This is a genomic window from Corynebacterium sp. NPDC104732 (genome assembly GCF_055583565.1).
The window spans coordinates 117093-141771 of the sequence record NZ_JBVJNS010000003.1 but is presented as its reverse complement, the minus strand read 5'-3'; the positions used below and the strand labels follow the sequence as shown (position 1 = coordinate 141771).

The 24679-nt window shown below is 57.9% G+C and carries 22 protein-coding genes, 1 pseudogene and 1 riboswitch; of the genes and pseudogenes, 11 read left to right on the top strand and 12 right to left on the bottom strand.

Annotation, left to right across the window (positions count from 1 at the left end; genetic code table 11):
* Positions 1-165 precede the first annotated feature (165 nt).
* Positions 166-723, bottom strand: a complete 558-nt coding sequence (locus tag ACZ6ZO_RS03740) for a TetR/AcrR family transcriptional regulator (RefSeq protein WP_182385035.1) — start codon at positions 721-723, stop codon at positions 166-168.
* 103 nt (positions 724-826) lie between these two features.
* On the opposite strand from ACZ6ZO_RS03740, the gene ACZ6ZO_RS03735 reads away from it, so the two are divergent.
* Positions 827-2398, top strand: a complete 1572-nt coding sequence (locus tag ACZ6ZO_RS03735) for an MFS transporter (protein WP_465290645.1) — start codon at positions 827-829, stop codon at positions 2396-2398.
* On the opposite strand, the gene ACZ6ZO_RS03730 is transcribed toward ACZ6ZO_RS03735, so the two are convergent.
* From ACZ6ZO_RS03730 to ACZ6ZO_RS03715, 4 genes and pseudogenes are all read right to left on the bottom strand, one after another.
* Positions 2334-2678 (bottom strand): MmcQ/YjbR family DNA-binding protein, encoded by a 345-nt coding sequence (locus ACZ6ZO_RS03730; RefSeq protein WP_465290643.1) that lies wholly within the window; start codon positions 2676-2678, stop codon positions 2334-2336. The genes ACZ6ZO_RS03735 and ACZ6ZO_RS03730 overlap by 65 nt on opposite strands.
* A gap of 85 nt (positions 2679-2763) precedes the next feature.
* A pseudogene (locus ACZ6ZO_RS03725) lies at positions 2764-3030 on the bottom strand (DUF5635 domain-containing protein); the annotation flags it as partial.
* A gap of 61 nt (positions 3031-3091) precedes the next feature.
* Positions 3092-4054, bottom strand: coding sequence for a hypothetical protein (locus ACZ6ZO_RS03720; RefSeq protein ID WP_465290641.1), 963 nt, complete (start codon positions 4052-4054; stop codon positions 3092-3094).
* Between the two features lie 546 nt (positions 4055-4600).
* Positions 4601-5032 (bottom strand): helix-turn-helix domain-containing protein, encoded by a 432-nt coding sequence (locus ACZ6ZO_RS03715; protein WP_465290639.1) that lies wholly within the window; start codon positions 5030-5032, stop codon positions 4601-4603.
* 197 nt (positions 5033-5229) lie between these two features.
* Between ACZ6ZO_RS03715 and ACZ6ZO_RS03710 the strand changes: the two genes are divergently transcribed.
* The 3 genes from ACZ6ZO_RS03710 to ACZ6ZO_RS03700 all read left to right on the top strand — a co-directional run bounded on the left by ACZ6ZO_RS03710 (position 5230) and on the right by ACZ6ZO_RS03700 (position 6734).
* The gene (locus ACZ6ZO_RS03710; RefSeq protein WP_465290637.1) at positions 5230-5682 is read left to right on the top strand and encodes an S-ribosylhomocysteine lyase; all 453 of its coding nucleotides are present in this window, start codon (positions 5230-5232) and stop codon (positions 5680-5682) included.
* Positions 5682-6338 carry a 5'-methylthioadenosine/S-adenosylhomocysteine nucleosidase gene (gene mtnN, locus ACZ6ZO_RS03705; protein ID WP_465290635.1) on the top strand — a complete coding sequence of 219 codons (657 nt, stop codon included), beginning with the start codon at positions 5682-5684 and terminating at the stop codon, positions 6336-6338. Before ACZ6ZO_RS03710 ends, mtnN begins: the two co-directional genes overlap by 1 nt.
* Before the next feature lie 75 nt (positions 6339-6413).
* On the top strand, positions 6414-6734 hold the full coding sequence (locus tag ACZ6ZO_RS03700; RefSeq protein WP_465290633.1) for a DUF2853 family protein: 321 nt from the start codon (positions 6414-6416) through the stop codon (positions 6732-6734).
* 39 nt (positions 6735-6773) lie between these two features.
* Here ACZ6ZO_RS03700 and ACZ6ZO_RS03695 read toward each other — a convergent pair whose 3' ends face one another.
* Both ACZ6ZO_RS03695 and thiE read right to left on the bottom strand, forming a co-directional pair.
* Positions 6774-8021, bottom strand: coding sequence for a PepSY-associated TM helix domain-containing protein (locus tag ACZ6ZO_RS03695; protein WP_465290631.1), 1248 nt, complete (start codon positions 8019-8021; stop codon positions 6774-6776).
* 37 nt (positions 8022-8058) lie between these two features.
* Positions 8059-8706 carry a thiamine phosphate synthase gene (gene thiE / locus ACZ6ZO_RS03690; protein WP_465290629.1) on the bottom strand — a complete coding sequence of 216 codons (648 nt, stop codon included), beginning with the start codon at positions 8704-8706 and terminating at the stop codon, positions 8059-8061.
* Positions 8707-8721: 15 nt separating this feature from the next.
* Positions 8722-8831, top strand: a riboswitch (TPP riboswitch).
* Here thiE and thiO point away from each other — a divergent pair.
* The 5 genes from thiO to ACZ6ZO_RS03665 all read left to right on the top strand — a co-directional run bounded on the left by thiO (position 8822) and on the right by ACZ6ZO_RS03665 (position 12687).
* Positions 8822-9877: a glycine oxidase ThiO gene (gene thiO / locus ACZ6ZO_RS03685; protein ID WP_182385043.1), complete on the top strand. Its 1056-nt coding sequence runs from the start codon at positions 8822-8824 to the stop codon at positions 9875-9877. (Overlaps the previous riboswitch by 10 nt.)
* A 5-nt stretch (positions 9878-9882) precedes the next feature.
* On the top strand, positions 9883-10074 hold the full coding sequence (thiS, locus tag ACZ6ZO_RS03680) for a sulfur carrier protein ThiS (protein WP_343158884.1): 192 nt from the start codon (positions 9883-9885) through the stop codon (positions 10072-10074).
* A 3-nt stretch (positions 10075-10077) separates the two neighbouring features.
* On the top strand, positions 10078-10845 hold the full coding sequence (locus ACZ6ZO_RS03675) for a thiazole synthase (RefSeq protein ID WP_465290627.1): 768 nt from the start codon (positions 10078-10080) through the stop codon (positions 10843-10845).
* Positions 10846-10849: 4 nt separating this feature from the next.
* Entirely contained in the window at positions 10850-11953 is a 1104-nt protein-coding gene (gene moeB / locus ACZ6ZO_RS03670) for a molybdopterin-synthase adenylyltransferase MoeB (RefSeq protein WP_465290625.1), read from the top strand.
* A gap of 17 nt (positions 11954-11970) precedes the next feature.
* Complete coding sequence (locus ACZ6ZO_RS03665) at positions 11971-12687, top strand: hypothetical protein (protein ID WP_182385046.1); 717 nt, start codon at positions 11971-11973, stop codon at positions 12685-12687.
* A gap of 17 nt (positions 12688-12704) precedes the next feature.
* Here the strand turns inward: ACZ6ZO_RS03665 and ACZ6ZO_RS03660 are convergent, their stop codons facing one another.
* On the bottom strand, positions 12705-14114 hold the full coding sequence (locus ACZ6ZO_RS03660) for a succinic semialdehyde dehydrogenase (RefSeq protein WP_232843210.1): 1410 nt from the start codon (positions 14112-14114) through the stop codon (positions 12705-12707).
* A gap of 37 nt (positions 14115-14151) precedes the next feature.
* Positions 14152-15096 (bottom strand): helix-turn-helix transcriptional regulator, encoded by a 945-nt coding sequence (locus tag ACZ6ZO_RS03655; protein WP_182385048.1) that lies wholly within the window; start codon positions 15094-15096, stop codon positions 14152-14154.
* Positions 15097-15192: 96 nt separating this feature from the next.
* On the opposite strand from ACZ6ZO_RS03655, the gene ACZ6ZO_RS03650 reads away from it, so the two are divergent.
* Positions 15193-15741, top strand: coding sequence for a mycothiol transferase (locus ACZ6ZO_RS03650; RefSeq protein WP_182385049.1), 549 nt, complete (start codon positions 15193-15195; stop codon positions 15739-15741).
* A gap of 58 nt (positions 15742-15799) precedes the next feature.
* Here the strand turns inward: ACZ6ZO_RS03650 and leuS are convergent, their stop codons facing one another.
* Positions 15800-18622 (bottom strand): leucine--tRNA ligase, encoded by a 2823-nt coding sequence (gene leuS / locus ACZ6ZO_RS03645; RefSeq protein WP_182385050.1) that lies wholly within the window; start codon positions 18620-18622, stop codon positions 15800-15802.
* A gap of 412 nt (positions 18623-19034) precedes the next feature.
* Between leuS and ACZ6ZO_RS03640 the strand changes: the two genes are divergently transcribed.
* Positions 19035-22493 carry an indolepyruvate ferredoxin oxidoreductase family protein gene (locus ACZ6ZO_RS03640; protein WP_465290621.1) on the top strand — a complete coding sequence of 1153 codons (3459 nt, stop codon included), beginning with the start codon at positions 19035-19037 and terminating at the stop codon, positions 22491-22493.
* 516 nt (positions 22494-23009) lie between these two features.
* Here the strand turns inward: ACZ6ZO_RS03640 and ACZ6ZO_RS03635 are convergent.
* Both ACZ6ZO_RS03635 and ACZ6ZO_RS03630 read right to left on the bottom strand, forming a co-directional pair.
* A complete protein-coding gene (locus ACZ6ZO_RS03635; RefSeq protein WP_182385052.1) occupies positions 23010-23501 on the bottom strand; it encodes a hypothetical protein in 492 nt (163 codons plus the stop codon).
* A 137-nt stretch (positions 23502-23638) separates the two neighbouring features.
* Positions 23639-24679, bottom strand: coding sequence for a DUF418 domain-containing protein (locus ACZ6ZO_RS03630; RefSeq protein ID WP_182385053.1), 1041 nt, complete (start codon positions 24677-24679; stop codon positions 23639-23641).

The window sequence follows — 24679 nt, the reverse complement described above, 5'->3', positions numbered from 1 at the left end:
ACTGTACAAGTTCGCAGTATAACGCATCAGGTTTTCATGTCGGCTGGTTTGACGTTGCCTCCATTGGCCCCGACATTACGCCCCCGAGGTTGCCCCAAAACGGGTCAAAAACCCCGAACTTCGGGAGGGTAATGTCGGGGTCAACGAAAGCAAAACACAGCCCCGCTAGGCGCGCACAATTCCCAGCGCCGCGGCAACACAATAGTCGGTCACGGCCTCTAAAGAGCGACCGCGTTCCAGGGCCCCAAAGCCCGCAACGAGCACGCCTTGAATCAGCTCGCCCGCGAGCGCGGGATCGCTGACCTGGTAGGGGACGAGGAGGCGACCGATGGCGTCGATAAGCTGCTGGTGCACCTCGGCGATCTGCGCGCTCGCCTCGCCGGGAACCCCCTCCGCCAGCTGCATCATGCAGGCGTGGTTTTCAGTTGCGGCGATCTGCAGGTTCTCCGCTATGTATGCACGGAGGGCGTCATCGGGCGACGCCGCCTTATCGACGGCCCCTTGAATGGAAGCCACCGCCCCCGGCAGGTACCTCATGACCACGCGCCCCCGCAGGTCATCCATCGAATCGACGTAGCGATACAGCGAGTTGCGGGCCAGGCCCACCTGCTTCGCTACCGCCCCTGCCGTGAGGGCCTCCGGGCCACCGACGCGCAGAAGCTCCTCAGCGGCTTCCACGATGGCGGTCATCGTTTGTTCGCGATGCAGTTCCCGGGCGTTCATGTGTTCAGTGTAAGCACGTGCATATAATCTGGCGCAATTTCGATCAGAGTGGTTCAATAGAGATATGTGCGACACCATGTCGCAGTTTCGGAAAGGAACTTTGATGCCTACAACAGCCCATGAAAACCGCTGGAAGGTCTTTGCGATCCTCATCTTCGGCGTCTCCCTGATCGTGCTGGACTCCACGATCGTGTCCGTCTCCCTCCCCGCGATCATCACCTCACTTGATTTGAACCTGACCGAAGCCCAGTGGGTGTCCTCACTGTATTCCGTCGTGTTTGCAGCGCTGCTCCTTCTCATGGGCACGCTGGGCGACAAGTTCGGCCGCACCAAGATCTTTGCCGCCGGACTCTTCGTTTTCGCGCTCGCCTCCGGTATCGCCGCCGCCTCCACATCCGCCGGGTTGCTCATTTTTGCCCGCGGACTCCAGGGCGTTGGTGGCGCGATGATCTTGCCGTCCACCTTGGCCACCATTAACGCCACCTTCCGGGACAAGGAACGCGCCACCGCCTTTGGCATTTGGGGCGCCATCATGGCCTCCATGGCGGCCGTCGGCCCGCTGCTCGGCGGCTGGCTCACCCAGTCATTTTCGTGGCACTGGATCTTCCTGATCAACATCCCGATTGTGTTAGCACTGCTCATCGCAGGTTTCCGGTTGTTCCGCGGATTTGAAGACCGTGGCGAGGTCCCCGGTTTCGACATCCCCGGCACCGTTCTTTCCGCGCTCTCGCTTGGTTTCTTGGTCTACGGCCTGATTGAGGCCACGTCGCTGGGCTGGTGGACGCCCAAGAGTGACCTGAACGTTATGGGTATTTCCCCGACACCGGTGGCCATCCTGCTGGGCCTGGTGTTTGCGGGCGCGTTCATCGCGCTGGAGAACGCGCGCCGACGGGGATCCCGCCCTGTCCTGCTCAACCTGTCACTCTTCCGGATCGGCACTTTTAGCAACGGCAATATCACCGCTATGACCGTGGCACTGGGCGAATTCTCGGCGCTGTTCGTGCTTCCGCTTTACCTGATCTCTGTACTGGGGCTGGGCACGATTCACGCCGGCTGGGTGCTCGCCACGATGGCGCTTGGTTCCTTCCTCTCCGGCGCAGCGGCCCGCCATGTTGCCGCAGCGTTCGGTCCTGCGCTCACCGTGATCATCGGCCTCGTGCTGGAGATCGGTGGCATCCTGGCCGCTGGGCTTATCATTGGGCCCGGCTCTTCGCCGTGGATTATCGCAGTGGTGCTCGCGGTGTACGGCACGGGCGTCGGTTTGGCGTCGGCTCAGCTCGCCTCCGTTGTGCTTGCCGACGTCCCAGTCGCCTCATCCGGCATGGGCTCCGCAACACAGTCCACCTCGCGCCAGTTGGGCTCGGCCCTGGGCGTCGCGGTTGCCGGAACGGTTCTGGCCACCAGCTTGACATCGCGGTTGCCGTCGTTGCTGACCGGTGTTGGGCTGCCAGAACAGGCGGCTGACGGGCTAACGTCCGCCACCTCCGATTCTGCGGGTGCTGCGATCCCTGGCCTGACGGAAAAATTCGGCCCCGCTGTGGGCGAGGTACTGCGCCAGGCGTTTGCCGACGCCACCAGCATGGTTATGTACTTCTCCGCCGGAGTCCTGACTATTGGCCTGCTTTTCGCACTGGGCCTGCGACGAGCCGGCAAGAATCAACAACCAGCTCACTAATCAGTTCCTCCGGAACCCCTTGGCCTTCGGTGATCGTCACCCAATGCTTCTTATTCATGTGATACCCCGGCGTAATGCCGGGGTATTGCTGTCTCAGCAGCTCCCCTTCAAACGGGTCCACCTTCACGTTCACAATCTGCTCGCCATTTAAGGTTCCCATGAGTGCGAACCATTTGCGTTTGATTGTGAACGCGTGCCACTTATCCAGGAACGGCGATTCTGTTGCGTTTGGCTGCTGGAGGGCTACCTCTCGGACGATGTCGTGAAGGTTCATAGTCATGCTCACCTAGGGATTGTTAGATTAGGGGGGTCTAATCTAACAATGATTTCGAGTTTTGGGGAAACCTTGGTGGATTAGCGGGGTGCTATTGCGCCAAGCGGTATCGGCGGGAGCGGCCGTTGCCGATGGGGGTGACGCTTCCCGATTCGGCCATCGCATCAATGCAGGCCTTCGCTGTGCCACGCGAGATTCCGTTGAGCGCCATGAGATCGCTGGTTGCAAGATCGCCGACTTCGTGAAGCCACAGCATTGCCGCATTCTGAAGCTCGGTCTGATCCGTTGATAAGTAACGAGCTGGCGCGAACGGAGTGGGTTCCGCTTTGCGCAAAATGTCACGACATGATTCGCCAAGACGATTCAACTTCGCTTAAGCCTTCGCGTTCTGTCCTTTTATCTGGGTCCCCACGAAGCTACTATGCAAGGTCCCAGACTGTTGAAGCATGTCTAAGCTCATGGACACTGGTGTAGCGTTGCTTGCGGACAAAAGCAGACGTCCGCCCAGATCGATCGTTTTTTAATGGTGCCGACAGTTGAACATGCTCTGGATCACCGTGCTGTGAAAGCAAAAAGACTTTGTAGACGCCATGCTTTAGTCCGCGATTCAGCCCTGCTTCCATCACGTTGCCGAGTTTTCTTTCAAATCGATCATCGCTGCTCTTTAGTCGCTGAGCTTCTACACTATTCCACACGACGTTATTTTTGCGGACCTTAATGCGTGAAATTTCCGGACAGATTTGTCGACCCTTATACACAGCGAGGTACTTGACCTGCTGGAAATAGCGCCCAGCCTGACAGATGTACGCATGTAGATCCTCGTAATACGGTGAGGTGGCGTTGCTGGGCACTACTACTGTGTCTTTGACAGTAACAGGTCGTGCAGCCCCAACCTCACGAGTGCGATCCACCATGATCATCCAGTTAGCCGCTTCGGCGTTGATCAGTGCGGCGAGCTGGAAGACAGCGTTCATTTCAAAACCAATATCAACATTCAGGAGTGAGTCATGGTGCGCCACTCTGTTTCGAAACTTGCGGATCTGTTCAACCAGACGCGCAACTTCTTTGCGCTGTCCAGACCCATTCGGAAACGCTAATCTAAGGCTTTGGCGCCACAACTCTTCATACTTTGAACCGAACCAGCCTGTCCAGAATCCAAAAGAAAGACCAGCGATGATTTGATCCCTTGTCTCTCGATTCTGCTTTCTTAACCTCTCACGAACAACCTCGATCGCTTCACTTTGGGCGGTTAAGAAGGGAGGCATCAAGAACCACGGGATCCCAATTTCACGCTCTCTTGCGCGATTGGAAAGCTGAACATCGACGGCATGCCGCAACAGGATCTCCAAATGGCCAAGTTGCTCAAGAGCCGCCCCAGCCATACGTGTGTTCCACACATATAGGTCTCGGGCTTTGTCAACATCGCCGCCAGCAGCGTTTAGGTACGAGCGCATCCGAGGCTCAGGAAACCCTGCCAAAACCATGCGACAATAACTCTCCCCTTTACTCCCCATACAAGCGATGCTACTATGACTTCGAACGCCCCGGTGATGCCTCTGCTCTTGAGCAAGCACCCGGGGCTCTTGATCTTTCCGCTAGGTTGGTCGACACCGAAAGTCGAACTCCTGCCCCAAGGGGAGGTAGATGCGGGTTGAATAGCAGAAAATGTGTCTGAATTTAGCAGGCGATCACGAATCGCTTCTATTTGATGGCTCGAACTGTCTGGATATTTCCGCCGCTTGTTATATATCGCTTCTGCAAGGATGTCTTCAGTCCAGTGAAATGTCCAACTGCCTAACGTTTTTGCAGCAAGCAACCCAAACCATGAGTGCAAAGTAGTAGAAAACCAGATATTCGCATCTGGAAGCACTGAGTTTGACACCGGCACATACGACACAGTGTCATCCTACCCAGTTCCACACTTGTGCTTACGGCTCGAGATCCATGACATCAAATACCGACCGCCGCAGTTCTTCTTTTCGCTTCTCAAGAAATGCGAGGACTTCGTCCGTATTGAGGCGATGATGCGTGCCAACCATCGTTGACGATAGTTTTCCCTGCTTGATGTACTTCATGATGGTCGGCCGCGAAACTCCAAGCAAGGTTGCTGCGGTGGTGGTCGTAATCTGTTCAGGCATTCTTGAAATGCTGATCGGCCGGCCAGCAGCCACTGCATCGAGCACTTTACTGATGATCTGTGAGACAACATCCGGAGCATTCTGCCCGTCAGAGGCCGTAACAGCCGGTTCAGCACCGCTCAACTGCCTTCGGAATTTAGAAATAAGCTCAACGTCCTGCGCAGTCAGGGTAACCTGCTCTTCTATATGTAGTGACACAGACTTACCTCCCTTGTGCGTCATAGCGTGCTTCATATGAACATCACACTAGGGGGTTTCAGATACAAGTGCAACCCAGTAGCACATCTGTTATTTGTAAAAAACCGGTGTTTTTATAAATAAGACTGCGATCCAGGGGCGCTAGTTTGTAAAAACGGGCTGTTTTTATGAATTAGGATCGCTGCCTTCGGCCGTCGGTAAGCCCGGCTAAACTAAGGGCCATGAAGATGAACGTAGAGTCCTTTAACCTCGACCACACTAAGGTGAAGGCGCCGTATGTGCGCGTGGCGGATCGTAAGGAGCTGCCCGGCGGCGACGTGCTGATCAAATACGACGTGCGTTTCGCACAGCCTAACACCGGCCACCTGGAGATGCCGACGATTCACTCGCTGGAGCACCTCACCGCCGAACTGATGCGCAACCACACCGATAAGCTCATTGATTTCTCCCCAATGGGCTGCCAAACCGGCTTCTACGCCCTGACCTTGGGAATCGAGATGCCAGAATTCCTCTCTATTTTGGAAGCAACCCTGAACGACATCCTCCAGGCAACCGAAGTGCCCGCCGCTAACGAGGTGCAGTGCGGTTGGGGCGCCAACCACTCGCTTGCCGACGCGCAAAGCGCCGCACGCGCATTCCTCGCCAAGCGCGGGGAGTGGGAAGAGGTCCTGTAGTGATCATCATCCAGTGCGCCATGGAGATGGAGGCGGCTCCATTCCTGGCGGAACTCCCCGCAGATCACCGGGTGGAGAAGATTGCTAACCAGGAGTTTCACTTCGGCCCAGATCGTTTGATCGCGGTCACGGGCATTGGGCTGGCCAATGCAGCAGCTGGTACGGCGCGGGCGTTGATGCTGGCAGATTCCGCGGATCTGGTGATTGCGGCCGGTACCTGCGGTGGCCTCCACACCGATATCGAGGTGGGCCAGATCGCGGTGGCAACCAACGCGATCTATTCCATGGCCGACGCCACCGCCTTCGGATATGAGCCAGGGCAGGTGCCTGGCATGCCGGTTTCCTACGACGCCGCTGCGGTGCCAGATCTCGGTATTCCGGTTATGACCGGTCGGGTGGTTTCCGCTGATGCGTTCATCACTGCAGCGAACGTGGCCGAGGCACGTGACCGCTTCCCGGAAGCAATCGCCACTGACATGGAAACCGCCGCGATGGCGCAAACCTGTTACGCTGCTGGCGTGCCGTGGATGTCACTGCGTGCCGTGTCCGACCTGTGCGGACCGGCTGCTGGCCAGGATTTCCACATTGACGGCGAGCTCGCTGCCCGACACAGTCACACCGCAGTATCCACTTTCCTTTCTTTGACTAATTTGTAATGGATTTAAAGGAGCTTCGAGCTTGATCCGGACTAAAATTGGGTATAACAACCCCCGATAAGAACGGAGCCCCACATGTCAAAAGATTGGATTGCAGACGTCAAGAAGTACGCTCCAAGCGCCGACGATGCTGTGCTGGAGAAGATGCTCAAGAATTACCGCCTCGTCCTCACTGACGCCGACGCCGCCTACGTTTCCTTCTCCGACGAAGAGGAACTGAAGACGGTTCGGGAAAACTTCCTCAAGAAGAAGCTCGGCCTCACCGAATCCGATGAGGCACTCAACGCGGCTATCAAGGAAGTCGGCGAGAAGATGAAGGATGGCACCAAGAATGGCCGTCTTGCCGTCTACTACCTGCTGGCAGAAAAGTACGGCAAGCTCGGCGTCTTTGCATAACTATTCCAGTGAAGTGGCAGCCTAACGCTGCCACTCTTCTTATGCCTCAGCTGCAGTGCGCTTTTTCAGCAGCGCCTGAACAACCATGTTGAGGAAAACAAACGCTAGCAAGCTGATGCCGAACAGCGGTGCGACGATCGAGTAGCCGATGAGCACAGCGATCAATGCCCAGGAACGCTCACCGCGCGCCGGTACCCAGCTGCGGCCCGAACGCCAGGCCCGCCACCACATGTAGTAACCAAGCCCGGTCACTACCAAAATTCCGAGGGCCAGCAGCGCCAATGCGGTTTCCGACCAGATCCCGAACAAGAACCCCATGTGCAAATTGATGAGCCATTCGGTCAGTTTCGCAGCAAATGGCCATTCAGAGAACAACACCCGGTCAGTTACTTCTGCCGTGTTCGTGTCTACCTGCACTTTATCCGTGCTGAGCCGGTAGGGTTCGCGCGATTCCTGCACCTGCCAGGTGCCCGCACCAGCAGGTTTCGCTTCCACAAGTCCGGTCAACCCATCTTCTCGTGCCACCCGCACAGCAGTATCCAAGCCCGAAACATCCGTGGCAGCTGCGGGGCTCACAGCCATGGCAGGTGCCCGCAACTGCAGCTCCGTACGGACTGTGCCAATGTTTTGTCCGGCCACACCAGACCACGTCAGCCCAGTGACCGTGAGGAACAGCATTCCGGGTACTAGCCATAGGCCGAGGGTGCGGTGCCAGCGGGAGGCGCGCTGTTTGGATGCGCGGGAACGAAGAGCCAGAACCAACCCCGAGATGGCAATGGCGCCCAACCAGGATGCGGCCAGTTCTGAGTACCATCGGCCGGCTTTTCCCAGCCAGAGTTGCTTGTGTCCTTCAGAGAGCCAGGCTCGCAGTGGGGAAGCGTTGGAACTGCCGTACTGAATCATGTTGCCCGTAATGCGGAGGTCACCGGGATCGACGAAAACGGCGCGTCGATAAGAGCTGCTTGTGAGGGAGGGGTCGGCAAACAGCACGCGGGTCGTGTCCCGTGCGTCGTCACTGCGCTGCACCCCGGACACTTTAAGCTGCGGGTATTCCTTCTGAGCGGCAGCGACCTGGTCCTCAAGGCTACGTGCGGGAAGCGTGGAGGTGGCGGTGTAGGCGTCGTGGTAAACCACCTGTTCAATGCTGGGGGCGAAGGCATATACCAGGCCGGTGAGTGTGGCCACGGCGATGAAAGGGCCCACCAATAGCCCGGCGATGACGTGCAAATATCTAGCGCGTTGACGCTGCTGCAAGGCAGCGCGGCGTGTCAGAGTTAATGTAGTCACGAAGAGTTGTCGGGAATGCCTCCCAACAAGTTCCGTGTTACTTTTCGAGGATTTTTCGCAACTTTCGCGCCGCAGCTACCGGGTCGGCAGCCTCGGTCAGTGCGCGCACCACAACGATCCTGCCCGCCCCAGCTGCGATAACATCAGGCACGGTTTCGGCGTTCACTCCGCCAATCGCGAACCAGGTTTTATCCCCCGCTACCTCGGCACATTCGGTTACTACTGGCAGCCCCACAGCTGGGCGACCCGGCTTCGTGGGGGTCGGCCACACCGGACCAATCACCGCATAGTCCAGCTCCGGGTCGGCGATTGACTCGGCAAACTGTGCCACCGAATTATTGGAGCGCCCGAGCAAAACCTCTGGGCCCAACACGCGCCTGGCCTGCTGGGTAGTCAGGTCTTTTTGGCCGGTGTGGAACACGTCGGCGTCGACAAGCAATGCAACGTCGGCCCGGTCGTTAGCTGCGAACAGCTTGCCGTGCTCCGCTGCGACCTCCGCGAGCGTTTCCAACGCACCGATTTCTGCGCGTGCTTCGATTTTTTTGTCGCGGAGCTGAATGATATCCGCACCACCTTCGTAGCAGGCGTGCAGAAACTCGCGGAGATCGCCGCGGTCCGTTCGGGCATCGGTGCACAGGTAGAGGCGGGAGTTTTTCAGGAGAAGTTGTCGACGTTGCCGGTCCATGAGTCCTATAGTAGGAGTACTTGCCGTGGGAGCCCGTGAAACGCCGGGCTGAGAGGGCCAGCAATCGGCCGACCACCTGACCTGATGCGGATAATGCCGCCGTAGGAAGGACATTATGCATATCGCCGTAATCGGCGCCGGGATCGTAGGCCTGTGCACTGCATGGGAGCTGCGCCAGCGTGGCCACACCGTCACCGTGTACGACCCGGAGCCTGTCTCCGAAGCTAGTTTCGCGGCCGCTGGAATGCTGGCCCCCGTGTCTGAGGTGGTGTGGGATCAGCCGACGCTGTATCCGCTGATGCAGCAGTCGAAGGAGCTGTACCCCGAGTTTGCGCAGCGTGTGGCCGAGGCATCGGGGATGGATATTGGTTACCTGACCTCGGAAACCCTCGTGTGCGCCGGCGATCCTGCCGATAGGGTCACCCTCACCGAGCTCGTTGAGCTGCAGGAACACATCGGCCAGGTCGCCCCGATTTCTTCCCGGCAGGCCCGCAGCATGGAGCCAGGCTTAGGCCCCGGAGTAGTCGGAGCAGTGCACATTCCGGGCGACCACCAGATTGATCCCCGCAAGTTCTGCGCTGCATTGTTGCACCTCTTGGGCCCCGATGTGGTGCGAGAAAAAGTGACGTCGCTGGAACTCGACGCAGACCACGTGGTGGTGGCGGCGGGCCTTCGCTCCTGCGAGATAGCGGGGGTACCTCAGCTACCGCTACGTCCGGTGTATGGCGACGTGCTCCGCCTGGAGGTGCCAGAATATTTACAACCGCTAGTCACCCGCACCGTCCGCGGCGTAGTCCGTGGCCGCCCGGTGTACGTGGTGCCCCGCGCCGACGGCTCCCTCGTCCTCGGCGCCACCTCCCGCGAGGACGGCCCCGGGGTATCTGCTGAGGGAGTGCATCAGCTGCTTCGCGACGCCCACCACCTCATCCCCGGGATTTGGGAATGTTCGATCACAGAGATGACCTGCCGTGCCCGCCCAGGTTCCCCCGATGACGTGCCCATGATCGGGCGGATCTCAGAACGCGCCACCGTGTCCACCGGCTACTTCAGGCACGGCATTTTGCTATCAGTGATTGGCGCGAAACTCACCACTGATGTTGTGCTGGGTGTACCGGTGCCGGAAGCGACTGCCGCAGCTATTGACCCGTTCCGCTTTAACAAAGGAGCTTAAGACAAGTGACTTCAGTAAATGGGAAACCCTACACAGCAGCCCCGGGAATGACTATCGCGGACCTGGTGCAGGAGATCGTTGGCAGGCACGCCGGCGTCGCGGTGGCGGTAGACGGCGCCGTAGTACCCCGCAGCGCATGGGGCACCACCGAGGTGTCAGGCGACATTGACATCGTTACCGCAGCTCAAGGAGGATAACCGATGGATTTCTTAACCGAATCGCGTCTCATCATGGGCACCGGTGGCGCCACCTCCATGGACACTTTGGAACGAGCCCTGGTGGAATCCGGTACCCGCCTCACCACAGTAGCCATGCGACGCTTCAACCCAGCCACCGGCATGGGCATCTTCGACCTCCTGCAACGCAACAACATTCAAGCACTACCCAACACCGCAGGTTGTTACTCCGCCCGCGAAGCAGTGCTCACCGCCGAACTTGCCAGAGAAGCACTACAGACCAACCTCATCAAACTGGAAGTGATCGCCGACGAAGACACCCTACTACCAGACCCCGTTGAACTTCTCGACGCCGCAGAACAGCTAGTACTCAAGGGTTTTGAAGTATTCGCCTACACCAACGACGACCCCGCCTTAGCACGCCGCCTGGAAGAAGTCGGCATCGCCGCAGTCATGCCCGCCGGCGCCCCAATCGGCACCGGCCTAGGGATCCTCAACCCACACAACATCGAGCTCATCGTCGAACGCGCCAACATCCCCGTCATCCTCGACGCCGGCATCGGCACCGCCTCCGACGCGGCACTCGCCATGGAACTAGGCTGCTCAGGCGTACTCCTCGCCACCGCAGTCACCCGAGCACACAATCCAGTACAAATGGCCAGCGCCATGAAACACGCCGTCATCGCCGGACGACAAGCATACGAAGCCGGGCGGATCCCCAAACGCAAGCTGGCGCAGGCGAGTTCGAGTTTTAGTGAGATGGTAGGTGCCGGATTTGGTAAAGCAAACTGACGAAATGGCCCCTAAAAAGTCAGTTTCCGTTACCAAATCCAGCACCGGGTTGTCTGCGGAGGAGAAACTCCGCTACGCCCGCCATCTCACACTGCCCGGCGTGGGGGAGGAAGGGCAGCTCAAACTGAAGCAGGCGAAAGTCCTGGTTATCGGTGCGGGCGGTTTGGGTTCACCTGTGTTGAACTATCTTGGTGCGGCTGGTGTGGGCCATGTGACGGTGATTGATGATGATGTGGTGGAGGAGTCTAATCTGCAGCGGCAGACCATCCACACGGTGGCGGATCTTGGTCGGCCTAAGGTCGATTCTGCTAAGGATGCCTTGGCCCGGTTGAACCCATTTGTGCAGGTCACGCCGATTCGGGCGCGGCTGACTCCTGATAATGCTGTGGAGTTGTTTGGCCAGCATGACCTGGTTATTGATGGAACTGACAACTTTGCTACCCGCTACCTTTCCAATGACGCCGCGGAACTCACCGGAACTCCTCTAGTGTGGGGCACGATCATGCAGTTCGAGGGGCAGATCTCCGTTTTCGACCCGAATAACGGACCGATGCTCCGGGACCTCTTTCCGGACATTCCACCGGCGGATGCGGTGCCGAGTTGTGCCGTGGGGGGCGTGTTCGGGGCGCTCGCGGGGCTGGTGGGGTCGATGTTGGCTATTGAGACTCTTAAGGTGATCACGGGTGTGGGGGAGGTGGCCGTCGGTAAGCTGCTGCTTGTCGATGCGCTGACGTTGTCGCAGCGTACCTTGGTGTTCGCGCGTGATCCGGGGCGGCCGCCGGTGACCGGGCTGGAGCATATGGCGCAGGTCTGTGCCGCCGCGACGCCGGTGCCGACCACTGTTGCGCCGCAGGGCATGCTTATCGACGTCCGTACCCCAGAGGAAACCTCGTCTGGCATTATTCCCGGCGCGACGCTGCTTCCGTTGGATGTGCTGCAACGGGACCCGGGCGTGGTCGAACCCTATTTGGGTAATGTGATCACGGTGTATTGCCAATCCGGTGTTCGTTCCGCGACGGCTGTGCGCTTGTTGCAGGAGAGGTTTCCTGACGGGCGGTTTTTCAGTTTGCAGGGCGGTTTTTCAGCTTGGGGGGCACAACGCGGGTAATTGGTTATGATTATCCCATGCGTGCGTTGGGTACAGCCTTTCTTTCGGTATTGGTCTCAGCTTTGTGGTGGGTTCCGGCTGCGTCCGCTGAACCTCCGGTAGGAAACATAGAGGCGGCGGTCACTGCGTTGAGTACCGAGGGAGCGTGGTCGGGGCTGAGTTCGCAGGCCCGGCATCCGTTCCTTGCAGTAACTGAGGGTGGTGCGGAGGAATGGGTGTTTGCTGGTTCCAGCCCATTGTTTGGCCCGGTCATTTTTGATCAGCAGGGAAATGTCACGGGTTACAAGCTGATGCTGTATCAGGATATGCAATTGCATTTGGAGCCGAAGCTTGGGGCGGAACCTGTAGTGCAGGTGGCGGATGGGATTTTGCGGGATGTGGATCGGGTGGCTTCCCACGGCCCGGTGCCAATCCCGGCGGATTATGTTTATGATCCTTCATTGCTTCATTCGGGTTATCACGATTACTGCACGATGTCGCCAAGTTATTTCACCACTACTGAGATTGATGCGGATTTTCGTGGCGCTTGCGCCCGCCACGATATGTGTATGGAGGCAGCCGATGCTCGGGGCGAGGGCTATTTAAAGTGCAATGTTGATTTACTTACCGATATGTCCAGCGTATGTTCCGCGGTGTACACGGGGGAGTACGCGAGTTATCTGCCTCGGTGTTTGAACACAGCACGGCTGTACCACGCTAGCGTGAACATCGCACACCTGGACAACTTGCTGTAAGCGACACTCTCATAGTCTTATAACAGCCATTTTCCTAGTCTTAGTGCCGTGCTCATGTACCTCGCATAATCGTCCCTCTTCAGGTTTTTCGGGCCTGCCAATGGCAATATGCGCTGCTGAGCGACGGTCCGGGTTTGGGTGTACTTCAACAGGCCTTCGGTGCCATGCCGTCTGCCCAGTCCTGAGGCTTTCCAGCCTCCCATCGGCGCGGCTACGGAACCCCAGGCGGCTGTGTACCCTTCGTTGATATTGACAGTTCCAGCGTGGAGGTGGCGGGCAATGCGTCGCGCTATCGCCGGCTTACCGACGACAGATGCATTAAGGCCATATTCCGTATCGTTTGCCTTGGTCACAGCCTCGGTTTCATCTGCCACGATTTCCAGATAGACCACGGGCCCGAAAACTTCTTCGCGGGTGAGTCGAGCCGTTGTTGGAACATTGACCAGGATGGTTGGTTGGTACACCGCACCTTGTGGTGGCTGACCTCCGGTAAGCACATTGGCTCCTTGCTCTACAGCGTTTTTCACGAATTCATGCACTTTGTTGGCATGTTCGACGCTGATGAGTGACCCCATGTCGTATTCCCACCCACCGGTACCCACGGACAACTGCTGGGTCTTTTGGATGAACTTCTCCGTGAATTCTTCGGCGATGTCTTGGTGGAGATAGATCCGCTCCACTGAAATGCATAGTTGACCGGAATTGGCGAAACACGCCTGCACAGCAATATCAGCAGCTGCGGTTGGGTTAGCAGTACGGTCGACGATCATTGGGTTTTTGCCACCTAATTCCGCTGAATATCCGATAAGGCGTTCTCCCGCGATTGCCCCGAGTTTCCGGCCAGTGGCGGTGGAACCGGTGAACATCAAAAAGTCGCATTCCCGGGCAATAGCTTGTCCTACCTCGCTACCGGTTCCGGTGATGACCTGGAATAGATCTCGAGGTAGCCCTGCTTGGTACAAGAGTTCGGCGGCAAGCAGTGCCGTTTCGGAGGTTTTTAGGTCTGGTTTAAGTACCACCGCGTTGCCTGCAAGCAGGGCGGGGATAGCATCGGATACCGCGAGTGAGAGTGGATAGTTCCACGGCGCGATAACACCCACCACTCCGTGAGGCTCTCGCTGTACTTTCGTGGTGGTGAGCGGTGGCAGGGCGCCTTTAACCCGCTGTTCTTTTAGCAGTTTCCTCGCGATTTTTGCGTAGTGACGTGAGGTGATCGCGACATCGAGCACTTCATCAAAGGCATGACTGCGAGCTTTCCCTGTTTCCCGTTGGATCACATCTAAGAGACTGGTTTGCTCCCGCAAGATGAGGTCGTGGTAGCGCAGAAAAATCGCACAGAGCTGACTTGTGGTAGGTCGATGTTGCAGAGCCTGGCGCGCTGTGGTGAATGCAGCATGGGTTTCTTCGCGAGTGTGCTTCCTGATCATGTGACCGAATGTAGTGTTTTTCTTGTCTAAGGGGTCGTTAGTTTGCCGCATTGTCTAACCTCTTCGCTAAATCCTTGATTGCCTGTTTGACGGCGTCGTCGCTCAATATGGTGAATTCGAAAGGAATTGTCGTCAACCAGTGCGCCGCTTCATTCGGATCGTCAGCCCCGGTAACAAATTCAGTATTGGTGTGGTCTAGTTCCTTAAGGTAACTAGCAAACTGCGGAAGCTTTTGCCTGACCTTGTCTACCGGAGCATGTATGTGCACGTGAACTTGGTGTTTCCATGCGGTGATTGGCACTGGTTTCGCCAGGCGTGCCAGTGCTTCTGTGACATCCGTACGAGGTGAAAACTGCCAGGTTCCGATTTCTGGGGCGCCCATCCTGTCGATCCGGAATGTGCGCCAGTCTTGTTTATCTACATCGAAGGCCAACAGAATCCATAATTTGTCTCTGGCCACGAGCCTATGGGGTTCCACTCGGCGATCTGTGTGCTTTCCATAACGATCGGTGTAGGGGAAAGAAATCCGAAGGTTCCGACGAATGGCATCGGCGCAGGGAAGTAAGACATCCGTTTTCAACGGTGGCCCTTTCGCCGAAGCGGTGGTGGTCTTGAGTGCTGCCAGCCGGTGCTTGAGCTCAGCAGGAAGAAATCCTTCAATGGTTGCCAGGGCGCGCAGTGCGGTTTCTGCTTGTTCGTTATCGCTGGAGCTAGCTGTCCGCATAAGCGAAAGCCCGACGATCAACGCTTGCTCGTCGTCAAGCAGCAGCGGTGGCAGTATCTGTCCTCGACCCAGCATGTAGCCACCACCAGACCCAGATTCCGCCTCCACCACGTAGCCGAGGCTGCGCAACCTATCAATATCGCGCCGCAACGTGCGCGGGGTAACCCCGAGCTGTCGGGCTAATTCAGGCCCTGACCAGTAGGTTCGCGATTCAAGATGTCCTAAAAGAGTGAGTGCTCGTGTAGTTGGATTTGTCATGGCTTCACTATGCATCACCTCGAGGACAAAAGCTGTCCTTGATAGTTGCGATCCTTGTGGTGCAAGGAAAAAGCAACTGTTCCGAAGGAGAATCCCATGCCTTTCCTCACCCCGCAGGCCGATGGTGAACTCGACGTTCTCAAGACTTACATCCTGCAGCAATTCGCCCAGATTCGGTCCACTGCCCACGGCCTCACTAACGACCAAGCACACAGCACTCCGACAGCCTCGTCACTCAATATCAGTGGCCTGCTGCTCCACACCGCTCAGGTTGGGCTGTTTTGGACGTCAGCCGTACTGGCGGCACCTAACCGGTTGCCATTGGACTCCGCCGAAGCTGAAGACCGTTCAACGGAAACACTAAGCGCTGATGGCCGGTTGCTGTCAGACATTTTGGAGCATTTCGATCAATCGGTGCAGGAAATTAAGCACAAACTGGAAAGCATCACCGATCTAAATGTGTTGGTGCCCACGCCGGAATCACCGTGGATTCCTGAGAACATCACGCATTGGGAGGCACGCTGGTGCCTGCAGCATGTCATCGCCGAGCTCGCCCGTCACGCCGGGCACGCCGACATCATCCGTGAAACCATCGATGGCAAGGGTTCCTATGAGCTCAATGCTCTCGCAGACGCGTCGAGTTAGGGACCAGCGAAACCGGCGCCGAGTCTCGGGGCCCTGGGACCCCGAGAATTCGCCAGGGTTACTTCACCACCAGATTCACCATGCGACCGGGCACCACAATCTGCTTGACCACGGTCTTATCCGCAACATGCGAGGCAACTGCTTCAAGGGCTGCTGCGACCACAGCATCCTGCGACGCATCGGTGGCGACCATAATGCGGCCACGAACCTTGCCGTTGACCTGTACTGGCAACTCGATTTCATCATCCACCAGGTACTTCTCATCAAAACCAGGGAAGTCCACGTAGGTGAGGGAACCGGTATTACCCAACCGGGACCACAGCTCCTCCGCAATATGCGGTGCAATTGGGGCGAGCATGATGACCAGTGGCTCAATTGCAGCGCGTGGCGCGCCACCGTTATAGGCCTTGGTGAGGTAGTTGACGTATTCGATCAGCTTCGCCACCACAGTATTCAGGCGCAGCTCCTGGTAGTCCTCCGTCACGCCCGCAACTGTGCGGTGAAGTGCCTTGAGGTCATCAGTGTTCAACGCTGCATCCGAAACAATCAGCGAGCCATCGTCCTCGGAAACGGCCAGACGCCACAAGCGCTGCAAGAAGCGGTGCGCACCAATAACGTCCTTGGTGGCCCACGGGCGAGAGGTATCCAACGGCCCCATTGCCATTTCGTAGACACGCAAAGTATCGGCGCCGTAGTTGTCACAGATCTCGTCAGGAGAAACGGAGTTCTTCAGGGACTTACCCATCTTGCCGTATTCCTGCGTGACTTCTTCGCCCTGGTAGAAGAACTTGCCATCCTTTTCTTCTACCTCAGCAGCTGGAACATACACACCACGAGAGTCGGTGTAGGCAAAGGCCTGAATGTAGCCCTGATTGTAAAGGCGTCGGTAAGGCTCGAAAGAAGTGACATGTCCAAGATCGAACAGTACCTTGTGCCAGAAACGAGAATAGAGCAGGTGCAGCACGGCATGCTCCACACCACCAACGTAGAGGTCAACGCCACCACAGTCGCCATCAAACTGCGGGCCTGTCCAGTAACGTTCATTCTCCAGATCGCAGAACTTCTCGTCGTTGACAGGGTCAATGTAGCGCAGCTGGTACCAGGAAGAACCAGCCCACTGCGGCATGACGTTGGTGTCTCGGGTGTAAGTCTGCAGACCATCACCCAGATCGAGTTCAACATTCACCCACTCAGTTGCCTTAGCCAACGGTGGCTGTGGCTCAGAGTCAGCATCCTCCGGGTCAAAGGCCACCGGCTTATAGTCCGCAACCTCAGGAAGCTCAATAGGAAGCATCGACTCTGGCAGTGCATGTGCAATGCCCTCAGCGTCATACACAACGGGGAATGGCTCACCCCAGTAACGCTGGCGAGCGAACAACCAGTCCCGCAGCTTGTACTGAATTTTCTCCGTGCCCTTACCTTCAGCGGTCAACCACTCGATAGTGGCAGCGATCGCTTCCGTCTTGCCCAATCCATTGATGTCAAGAGAATCATTGGCCGAGTTGACTGCTTCACCAGACTCGGTAAACGCTTCTACCTCGATGTTTCCACCCTTGACCACCTCAACGATTGGCAGTCCAAATACTTTAGCGAACTCATAGTCGCGGGTGTCATGGGCTGGGACCGACATAATCGCACCCGTACCGTACCCCGTCAGCACGTAGTCGGCGATGAAGATAGGGACTTCACCACCAGTCACGGGGTTCACCGCATAGGTGCCCAGGAAAACACCGGTCTTTTGCTTATTTTCCTGGCGCTCCAGATCAGACTTCGCTGCGATAGCAGCACGGTAAGCGGCCACTGCCTCCGCTGGAGTGGCAGCACCATTGGTCCAACGAGGATCTACGTCGTCGGCATAAGTAGGGGCAGTCAAGGCGTCGACAAGCTCGTGCTCTGGGGCGAGCACCATGTACGTCGCACCGAACAGCGTGTCTGGGCGGGTGGTGAACACCGTGAGCGGCCCAGCAGGGGAGAGGAAATCAACCTCAGCGCCCCGGGAGCGACCAATCCAGTTCCGCTGCATCGACTTGACCTTTTCTGGCCAATCCAGGTACTCCAGGTCGTCAATGAGACGGTCAGAGTAGGCGGTGATGCGCATCATCCATTGGGACAACTGCTTCCGGAATACCGGGAAGTTACCGCGCTCCGACTTGCCATCCGCGGTGACTTCCTCGTTCGCCAGCACAGTACCCAAACCAGGGCACCAGTTCACCATGGAACGCGAACGGTACACAAGACGGAACTCATCAATCGCTTCGGCCTTTTCCACCTTGGTGAGCTCGTTATAATCACGACCGTCCTTCGTCTGGCGAGCGCCGGACTCCAGCTCCGAGATCAGCTCAGCAATTGGACGTGCCTTCTGCTGCTCCTCATCAAACCAGGCATTGAAGATCTGCAGGAAAATCCACTGCGTCCACTTGTAATATTCCGTATCGGTGGTGGCAACGGAGCGACGCTTGTCATGCCCCAGTCCCAGCCGACCGAGCTGACGTTCCATATTGTCGATGGACTCCTGCGTCTTGATGCGCGGATGCGTACCCGTTTGGATCGCATACTGCTCTGCCGGCAAACCGAACGCATCGTAACCCAGCGTATGCAGCACATTCTTACCCTGCATCCGGTTAAAACGTGCGAACACGTCCGTGGCAATGTACCCCAACGGGTGACCAACGTGCAGGCCAGCACCAGAAGGGAACGGGAACATGTCTTGCACGAAGAGCTTATTTTCCGGGAGTTTCCCCTCAGTAGCCAACGCACCAACTGGGTTCGGCGCATTAAAGGTGCCATTATCGTCCCAGAAGGACTGCCATTTACGCTCAATATCGGCCGCCAACGGGGCGCCGTAGCGGAAATTAGGGGTTGCTTCGCTCGGATTTGTCATGGCTAACAGTGTACTGCCTAGGCTTTCCGACGGCGCGTTTGGGCTGGTCATTCCATGGGGTGGGAAGTTCCCTATAACCACCACGCCCCACCCACGGATAACACATCGCTCGCCACGGACAAAACGCCACTCCATAACGCCCCAAATGTTCAACGAACTGTTTTCCCTAGCCACAGCTGCAACATCACCGCGAACCTCAAAGTCCCCGCTCACTTCGAGCCACTGCAAACCTTGCCAACACAACACAGTGTCCCACATCACAATTGATATAGAAAAACCCTGGCCATCCCATCAAATAACAACTAATGTCCTCCTCACTATAGTGAGCACCGTCACATCCGGCGACGCTCGCGAGAAAGCTTAGCAACGGCCCCCACCACAGGGCCCTGGCAAGGTAAGGACTGGTGACACCATGACCACCGTAATCGAACCAACCAAGATGACCCTTGAGGACCGCTACACCAAAGAGGAAGGGACCGTCCTCCTCGGCGGCATCCAGGCGCTATCCCGCATGGTGCGCGATCGAGCAGCCCTAGACCGTCGCCTCGGGCTCAAAACAGCGTCCTTCATCTCCGGCTACGAAGGGTCCCCACTCGCCGGGTACGACCTTGAACTCGCTGGCAAGGCAAAGAAATTCCTCCAGCCTTACGACGTCATCCACCAACCAGCCCTCAACGAAGAGCTCGGCGCAACCGCCGTCATGGGCTCCCAGATCGCCCAGGTGGCCAAGCCCCTCGACGGCGTAGTCGGCTACTGGTACGGCAAAGCCCCCGGCTTAGACCGCGCCTCCGACGCACTGCGCCACGCGAACATGATCGGCACCAGCACAACCGGCGGAGCCGTTGCGATCGTCGGTGACGACCCCGGTGCGAAGTCCTCCACCGTTCCGTGCGCATCCGAGATGGAGCTCGCAGACCTGTACATGCCGATCCTGTATCCGGCCGACTCCCAAGACATTCTGGACCTAGGGATTCATGCCGCACTGATGTCCCGCACTTCCGGTTTGTGGACCTCCCTAAAGATTTCCGCGCACGTGGCGGATGGTTCCTCCACGGCCTACGTCCACCCAGACCGCATCCAGCCGATTCTCGATGACAGCCCGCACGTTCCTAGCGGACATCTGCTCGGCAAGACGCTGATGGATCTGGAGGAAAGCCAGCTGACCATCCGACTGCCACGCGCCACCGAATATGCGCGCGCCAATCGCCTGAACCAAATCCGGGTTAGGACTGGCGATGACCGCATTGGCATTGTTGCCGCAGGTAAGACCTATCTTGATGTCTGTTCCGCGCTGCAGCGCTTCGGCCTCACAGAGCACGATCTGAACAGGCTCGGTATTCGTCTGCTGAAGCTGGGCATGGTGTATCCAATGGAGCGCGAGACGCTCTATAACTTCATCGAGGGCTTGGATGAGGTGATCGTGGTTGAGGAGAAGCGCGACTTCATTGAAACCATGATCCGTGAGATCCTCTACGATTACCCGCACACTCCGGTGATCCGCGGCAAGTCCAACGAAGACGGTTCCACGCTCTTCTCCCGCTTTGGTGAGCTCGATATTGATTCCGTCACCCAGGGTTTGGCCTACCGCTTGGGCAAGGTGCACGGCGTAGAGGCGGCGCAGCGCTGGTTGGAGAAGCAACGCCCGAAACCGACGCGGATTCAACTGCCACTCGCGCAGCGCACGCCATACTTCTGCTCTGGTTGTCCACACAATTCCTCCACCAAGGTGGCGGAAGATTCCCTGGTTGGGGCAGGTATCGGCTGTCACGCGATGGTGTTGTTGCAACCGGAGGCCCAGGTAGGCAATGTTATTGGCGTGACCCAGATGGGTGGCGAAGGTGCTCAGTGGATCGGCATGGCGCCATTCGTGAAGGAAAAGCACTTCGTACAAAACTTGGGTGACGGCACCTTCGATCACTCTGGTTCCCTGGCGGTCCGTGCGGCTGTGGCCGCGGGCGTGAATATCACCTACAAGCTGCTGTTTAACGGCACCGTCGCTATGACGGGTGGCCAGGATCCGGTCGGTGGCAAGTCCCTCGCAGAAACGCTCCGCGTGCTGCAGGCGGAAAAGGTAGCGCGCATTGTGGTCACCACCGACGACGTGCGCACCACCCGCAAGCAGGTTCCCGCGGGCGTCGAGGTGCGCCACCGCAACCAGCTTATCGACGTCCAGAAGGAGCTCGCACAAGTCCCCGGCGTGACCGTGTTAGTGCATGATCAGCACTGCGCCGCCGAGAAGCGCCGTAAGCGCAAGCGTGGCGAGTTCCCAACCCCTAAGCAGCGCGTGGTGATTAACGAGCGCATCTGTGAGGGATGTGGTGACTGTGGCGACAAATCCAACTGTTTGTCCGTTCATCCGGTGGACACTGAGTTTGGCCGCAAGACCCGAATTGACCAGTCCACCTGCAACCTGGATTTCTCCTGCATTGAGGGTGATTGCCCATCCTTCATGACGGTCTCCATCCCGGATGCTGGCGAGCGGAAGCAGGGCCTGAACACGGTCAAGAAGTTCAGCGCACCAGATCTGGAAGCCGCCGAGCTGCCTGAGCCTGTGCGTCAGGTTGACTTGGCCGCCACCCCAAGTTTCGGCATGCGCATCACGGGTATTGGCGGAACGGGCGTCGTCACGGTGTCTGCCGTGCTTGCCACGGCCGCGGTGATCGACGGCCTGACCGCCCGCACCGTCGATATGACCGGCCTTGCGCAGAAGGGCGGCGCCGTGGTCTCCGACGTCAAACTCTCCGCCACCCCGCTCGCCCAGGCTGCCAAGGTGGGCAAGGGCGAGGCAGACCTGTATCTGTGTGCGGATGGCCTCGTCGGCGCCGAAGCGAAAAACCTCGTGGCCGCATCACCTGCACGTTCGGTAGCTGTGCTGTCCACCGCGAAGGTTCCTACCGGAGCCATGGTGAAGGACACCAAGGTCACCTACCCTCACCTGGATGACATCGGCTCCCGTATCGGCGAAGCAACTAAGCGCCTGGTGCAACTCAACCCCGTAGCGCTCACCGAGGAACTGTTCGGCGACTCGAACACCGCAAACATGCTGCTCGTCGGCGCTGCTTACCAGACCGGTGCGCTCCCGATCTCGGCAGCTGCGATCGAGGAGGCGATCACGCTCAACGGCGTGGCAGTGGACCGCAACCTGCAGTCTTTCCGACGAGGCCGCCAGGCAGTCGCGAGCCCTGAGGCACTCCAAGCCACCCTGGCAGCAATGCGCCCAGAGGAAAAGCCACAGCCAACCCACACCCTTGAAGACATCGTGAACCTGCGTGTCCTGGAGCTCACCGAATACCAGGATTCCGACTACGCGCGGCTGTACGCTAAGCGCGTCGAGGCCGTACGACTCGCGGAGGAACGCGCCGGCTTCGGCACCACTTTCCTCGCCGAGGCTGTCGCCCGTAACCTCTACAAGCTCATGGCGTACAAGGACGAATACGAGGTTGCGCGCCTGGCCACCGACCCAACCGTGGCAAACGACATCGAAGCCGACTTCGGCCCAGATGCCCGCATCACCATCAAACTGCATCCGCCGGTGCTGCGTTCCCTGGGGATGAACCGCAAGATCAACTTCGGCCCCTGGGCACGCCCCATCCTGCGAGGCCTAGCACAGGGCAAACGCCTCCGCGGTACCCGATTCGACCTCTTCGGACTCACCGAAGAACGCCGCATCGAACGGGAGCTAATCGAGGAATACAACACCTTTGTCGACTACCTGCCAGGCCGCATCTCCGACGGCGTGGACCTAGACTGGATCACCCGCGCCACCGCAGCCGCTGCGCTGCCGGACATGGTCCGTGGCTTCGGCGAACTCAAGCTGAAGAACGTGGCCGCCTACCGAGAGGAATTGGCAAAAGCACTCGCTGAGCTGTAGGTAGCTACAACCGACCAAGGCCCCAGGGTGAACTGCTCTGGGGCCTTGGTCGATGCGTTCCACGCGCTCATTCCAGCTCGGCCAGGTCAGTGGCGTCGATAAGCGTGCCGTAGCGGTTCCCGGCAGGGTGGCCGCTCGGTTTCCTCGGGAAGCAGGCGCTTGACGACGTCCAAAGGTGCTGAGCCCCGCCCCTTGCATCATCGGATTCGGAGTATGGGTGGGGAAAGCGGCTGAGGCCGTCTCTGGGAACACTTAGCAAAGTTCCACATGCAGATTCCCACTTTACAACTCTAGAGTTGGAATCACATTCCCAACTTTCCAAGTTTCCCACTTTTTTGACCTGCGCGTTTGTGTTCACTTGGAATCTCATTGAGAAAGTTGCAACTGAAATTGCAAGAGGAAGTGGGGGAGTTGTTCGCAGCTCTTCGAGGGGAACATCCTGTTGTGCACATGATTCTTGCGGCAATGGCGTCGTCCCCAGCGCTAGGCCGTCACCTGATTAATGCCGAGCAACACCTAGTTCTTAGTACAGTGCTCTTCCAGCTTCTCGCGCGTGGTACCAATCGGAGGTGCTTCCCACTGGTCGCGTACCAGTTCGCCTTCAGGCCAAGCTTGCAATTCTTTCAGTTGTAGGCTCACAGGTCGGATGAGCTTTCCTTTGTCGAAAAAACTGTGCTTCGGATATGCCTCAGCAATTAAATACTTTTCGGGATCCGTCGGGATATTCGCGGGTACTTCTTCCCGCGAACCATCCGGGTCATTCAGGTTCACGGTGAAGTACCCAGTCATCGCGTCGTCACGCGTCAAATGTACCCAATCGGGGTTGTGGGAGCCATTTGGGCCGTCATACATGCCACCGACCACTGTAATTTCACGCACCTCTTCCCCCGGACACGCGTACACGTGCAATGTGATCGAACCATCGATGTCATGCGAAAAGGCCGTGTCACCAACGTGTGGGTAGCTCGGCAGCCACTTCACAAACACTCCGAACGCGATGACCAACACAAGAAATAATCCGCCACAGTCGATAAGCAGGTTGCATAGGCGCAGTCAGGAACTTACCCGTCGAAAATACAGCCAGAAAACCAAAAGCCCGGCCGACAACACGTCGACCGGACATACAGTAGTTAATCTGCAACTGCCTAGTGCTTCCCCCACCAAGTAACCGTGCGCCAGAGCTTTTCCAGTGGGCCTTGGCCGAACTTGGCGAGCCATACGCGGGCCACCAGGGACTGGATGATGAGGAACACCACGCAGCCGCCCCACACCATAAACATTTGGGCGTCGGTGAGCCGGATGGGATCACTCTTGAGTAAGGCGCTGAGTGGAGCGAAGAATGGGATTGCGATGAGCACACCCACCACGGTGGCGGACACGTAAGCGGTCAACGCCATGCGCCCCAGCGGAGCGAGAAACGCTACCAAACCGCTGCGCAGCGGGGTGTGCATCGCCAGTCCCACCAGTGCGATGTAGACAGCCGCCTGTCCCAGACCGGCATAGGCGCTGATGGGGCTAAAACCGGCGGTGTCAAGGTGAGTAAGCTGCAGCGCAATGCCGGGGATAGCGACGACAAGTCCGCCGATCAGCAGCATCAGTGCTGGTTTGGTGGATTCTTCAAACTTACGCGGAACATCGCTGAGCGCCAGGCCAAATCCCAACCAAAACAGCCCTGGAATGAGCAGCATGCCACCAGCCATGCCACCGACCACTGTTGCAACAACTCCGATACCGAGGGAAAACGGTGCTCGATAACGCTCCGGCAGGAACGTTGTGGGCAGCAAGCAGACCAAACCACCGATTGCATATGGGAACAATGCTTCACCGGTTTGCAGAACCTGGTGCACGGCGCCCAGAAGCAGCAGGAACAGGAAGCGACGCAGCAGCACCACGCGCGGGTGTTCACTGCGCTTTTGCACGGACTGCCACAGGATGCCGAAGCCCACTCCGAACAGCAGGGAGAAGATTGGGAAGAAGCGCTCCTGGAAGAAAAGATGCAGGAAGTTGTAGGAGCTTCCTGGCTGGGCATTATGCCATGGCACGTGCAGACCCATAATCGTGGCAACGTTTGCGAACAAAATGCCGCAAACTGCTAAGCCTCGAACAACGTCAAGGCTCATCAGGCGACGGGCACCAGAGGAGGTGGTGGCTCGTTCCAGTGAGTTAGACATAGCGTGTTTTGACAT

Excerpts from the sequence above, each read along its gene's own strand:
- ACZ6ZO_RS03740 (WP_182385035.1), bottom strand. The coding sequence starts at position 723 with ATGAACGCCCGGGAACTGCATCGCGAACAAACGATGACCGCCATCGTG.
- ACZ6ZO_RS03735 (WP_465290645.1), top strand. The coding sequence starts at position 827 with ATGCCTACAACAGCCCATGAAAACCGCTGGAAGGTCTTTGCGATCCTC.
- ACZ6ZO_RS03730 (WP_465290643.1), bottom strand. The coding sequence starts at position 2,678 with ATGACTATGAACCTTCACGACATCGTCCGAGAGGTAGCCCTCCAGCAG.
- ACZ6ZO_RS03720 (WP_465290641.1), bottom strand. The coding sequence starts at position 4,054 with ATGGCTGGGGCGGCTCTTGAGCAACTTGGCCATTTGGAGATCCTGTTG.
- ACZ6ZO_RS03715 (WP_465290639.1), bottom strand. The coding sequence starts at position 5,032 with ATGACGCACAAGGGAGGTAAGTCTGTGTCACTACATATAGAAGAGCAG.
- ACZ6ZO_RS03710 (WP_465290637.1), top strand. The coding sequence starts at position 5,230 with ATGAAGATGAACGTAGAGTCCTTTAACCTCGACCACACTAAGGTGAAG.
- ACZ6ZO_RS03700 (WP_465290633.1), top strand. The coding sequence starts at position 6,414 with ATGTCAAAAGATTGGATTGCAGACGTCAAGAAGTACGCTCCAAGCGCC.
- thiE (WP_465290629.1), bottom strand. The coding sequence starts at position 8,706 with ATGGACCGGCAACGTCGACAACTTCTCCTGAAAAACTCCCGCCTCTAC.
- thiO (WP_182385043.1), top strand. The coding sequence starts at position 8,822 with ATGCATATCGCCGTAATCGGCGCCGGGATCGTAGGCCTGTGCACTGCA.
- ACZ6ZO_RS03675 (WP_465290627.1), top strand. The coding sequence starts at position 10,078 with ATGGATTTCTTAACCGAATCGCGTCTCATCATGGGCACCGGTGGCGCC.
- moeB (WP_465290625.1), top strand. The coding sequence starts at position 10,850 with ATGGCCCCTAAAAAGTCAGTTTCCGTTACCAAATCCAGCACCGGGTTG.
- ACZ6ZO_RS03665 (WP_182385046.1), top strand. The coding sequence starts at position 11,971 with ATGCGTGCGTTGGGTACAGCCTTTCTTTCGGTATTGGTCTCAGCTTTG.
- ACZ6ZO_RS03660 (WP_232843210.1), bottom strand. The coding sequence starts at position 14,114 with ATGATCAGGAAGCACACTCGCGAAGAAACCCATGCTGCATTCACCACA.
- ACZ6ZO_RS03655 (WP_182385048.1), bottom strand. The coding sequence starts at position 15,096 with ATGACAAATCCAACTACACGAGCACTCACTCTTTTAGGACATCTTGAA.
- ACZ6ZO_RS03650 (WP_182385049.1), top strand. The coding sequence starts at position 15,193 with ATGCCTTTCCTCACCCCGCAGGCCGATGGTGAACTCGACGTTCTCAAG.
- leuS (WP_182385050.1), bottom strand. The coding sequence starts at position 18,622 with ATGACAAATCCGAGCGAAGCAACCCCTAATTTCCGCTACGGCGCCCCG.
- ACZ6ZO_RS03640 (WP_465290621.1), top strand. The coding sequence starts at position 19,035 with ATGACCACCGTAATCGAACCAACCAAGATGACCCTTGAGGACCGCTAC.
- ACZ6ZO_RS03630 (WP_182385053.1), bottom strand. The coding sequence starts at position 24,679 with ATGTCAAAACACGCTATGTCTAACTCACTGGAACGAGCCACCACCTCC.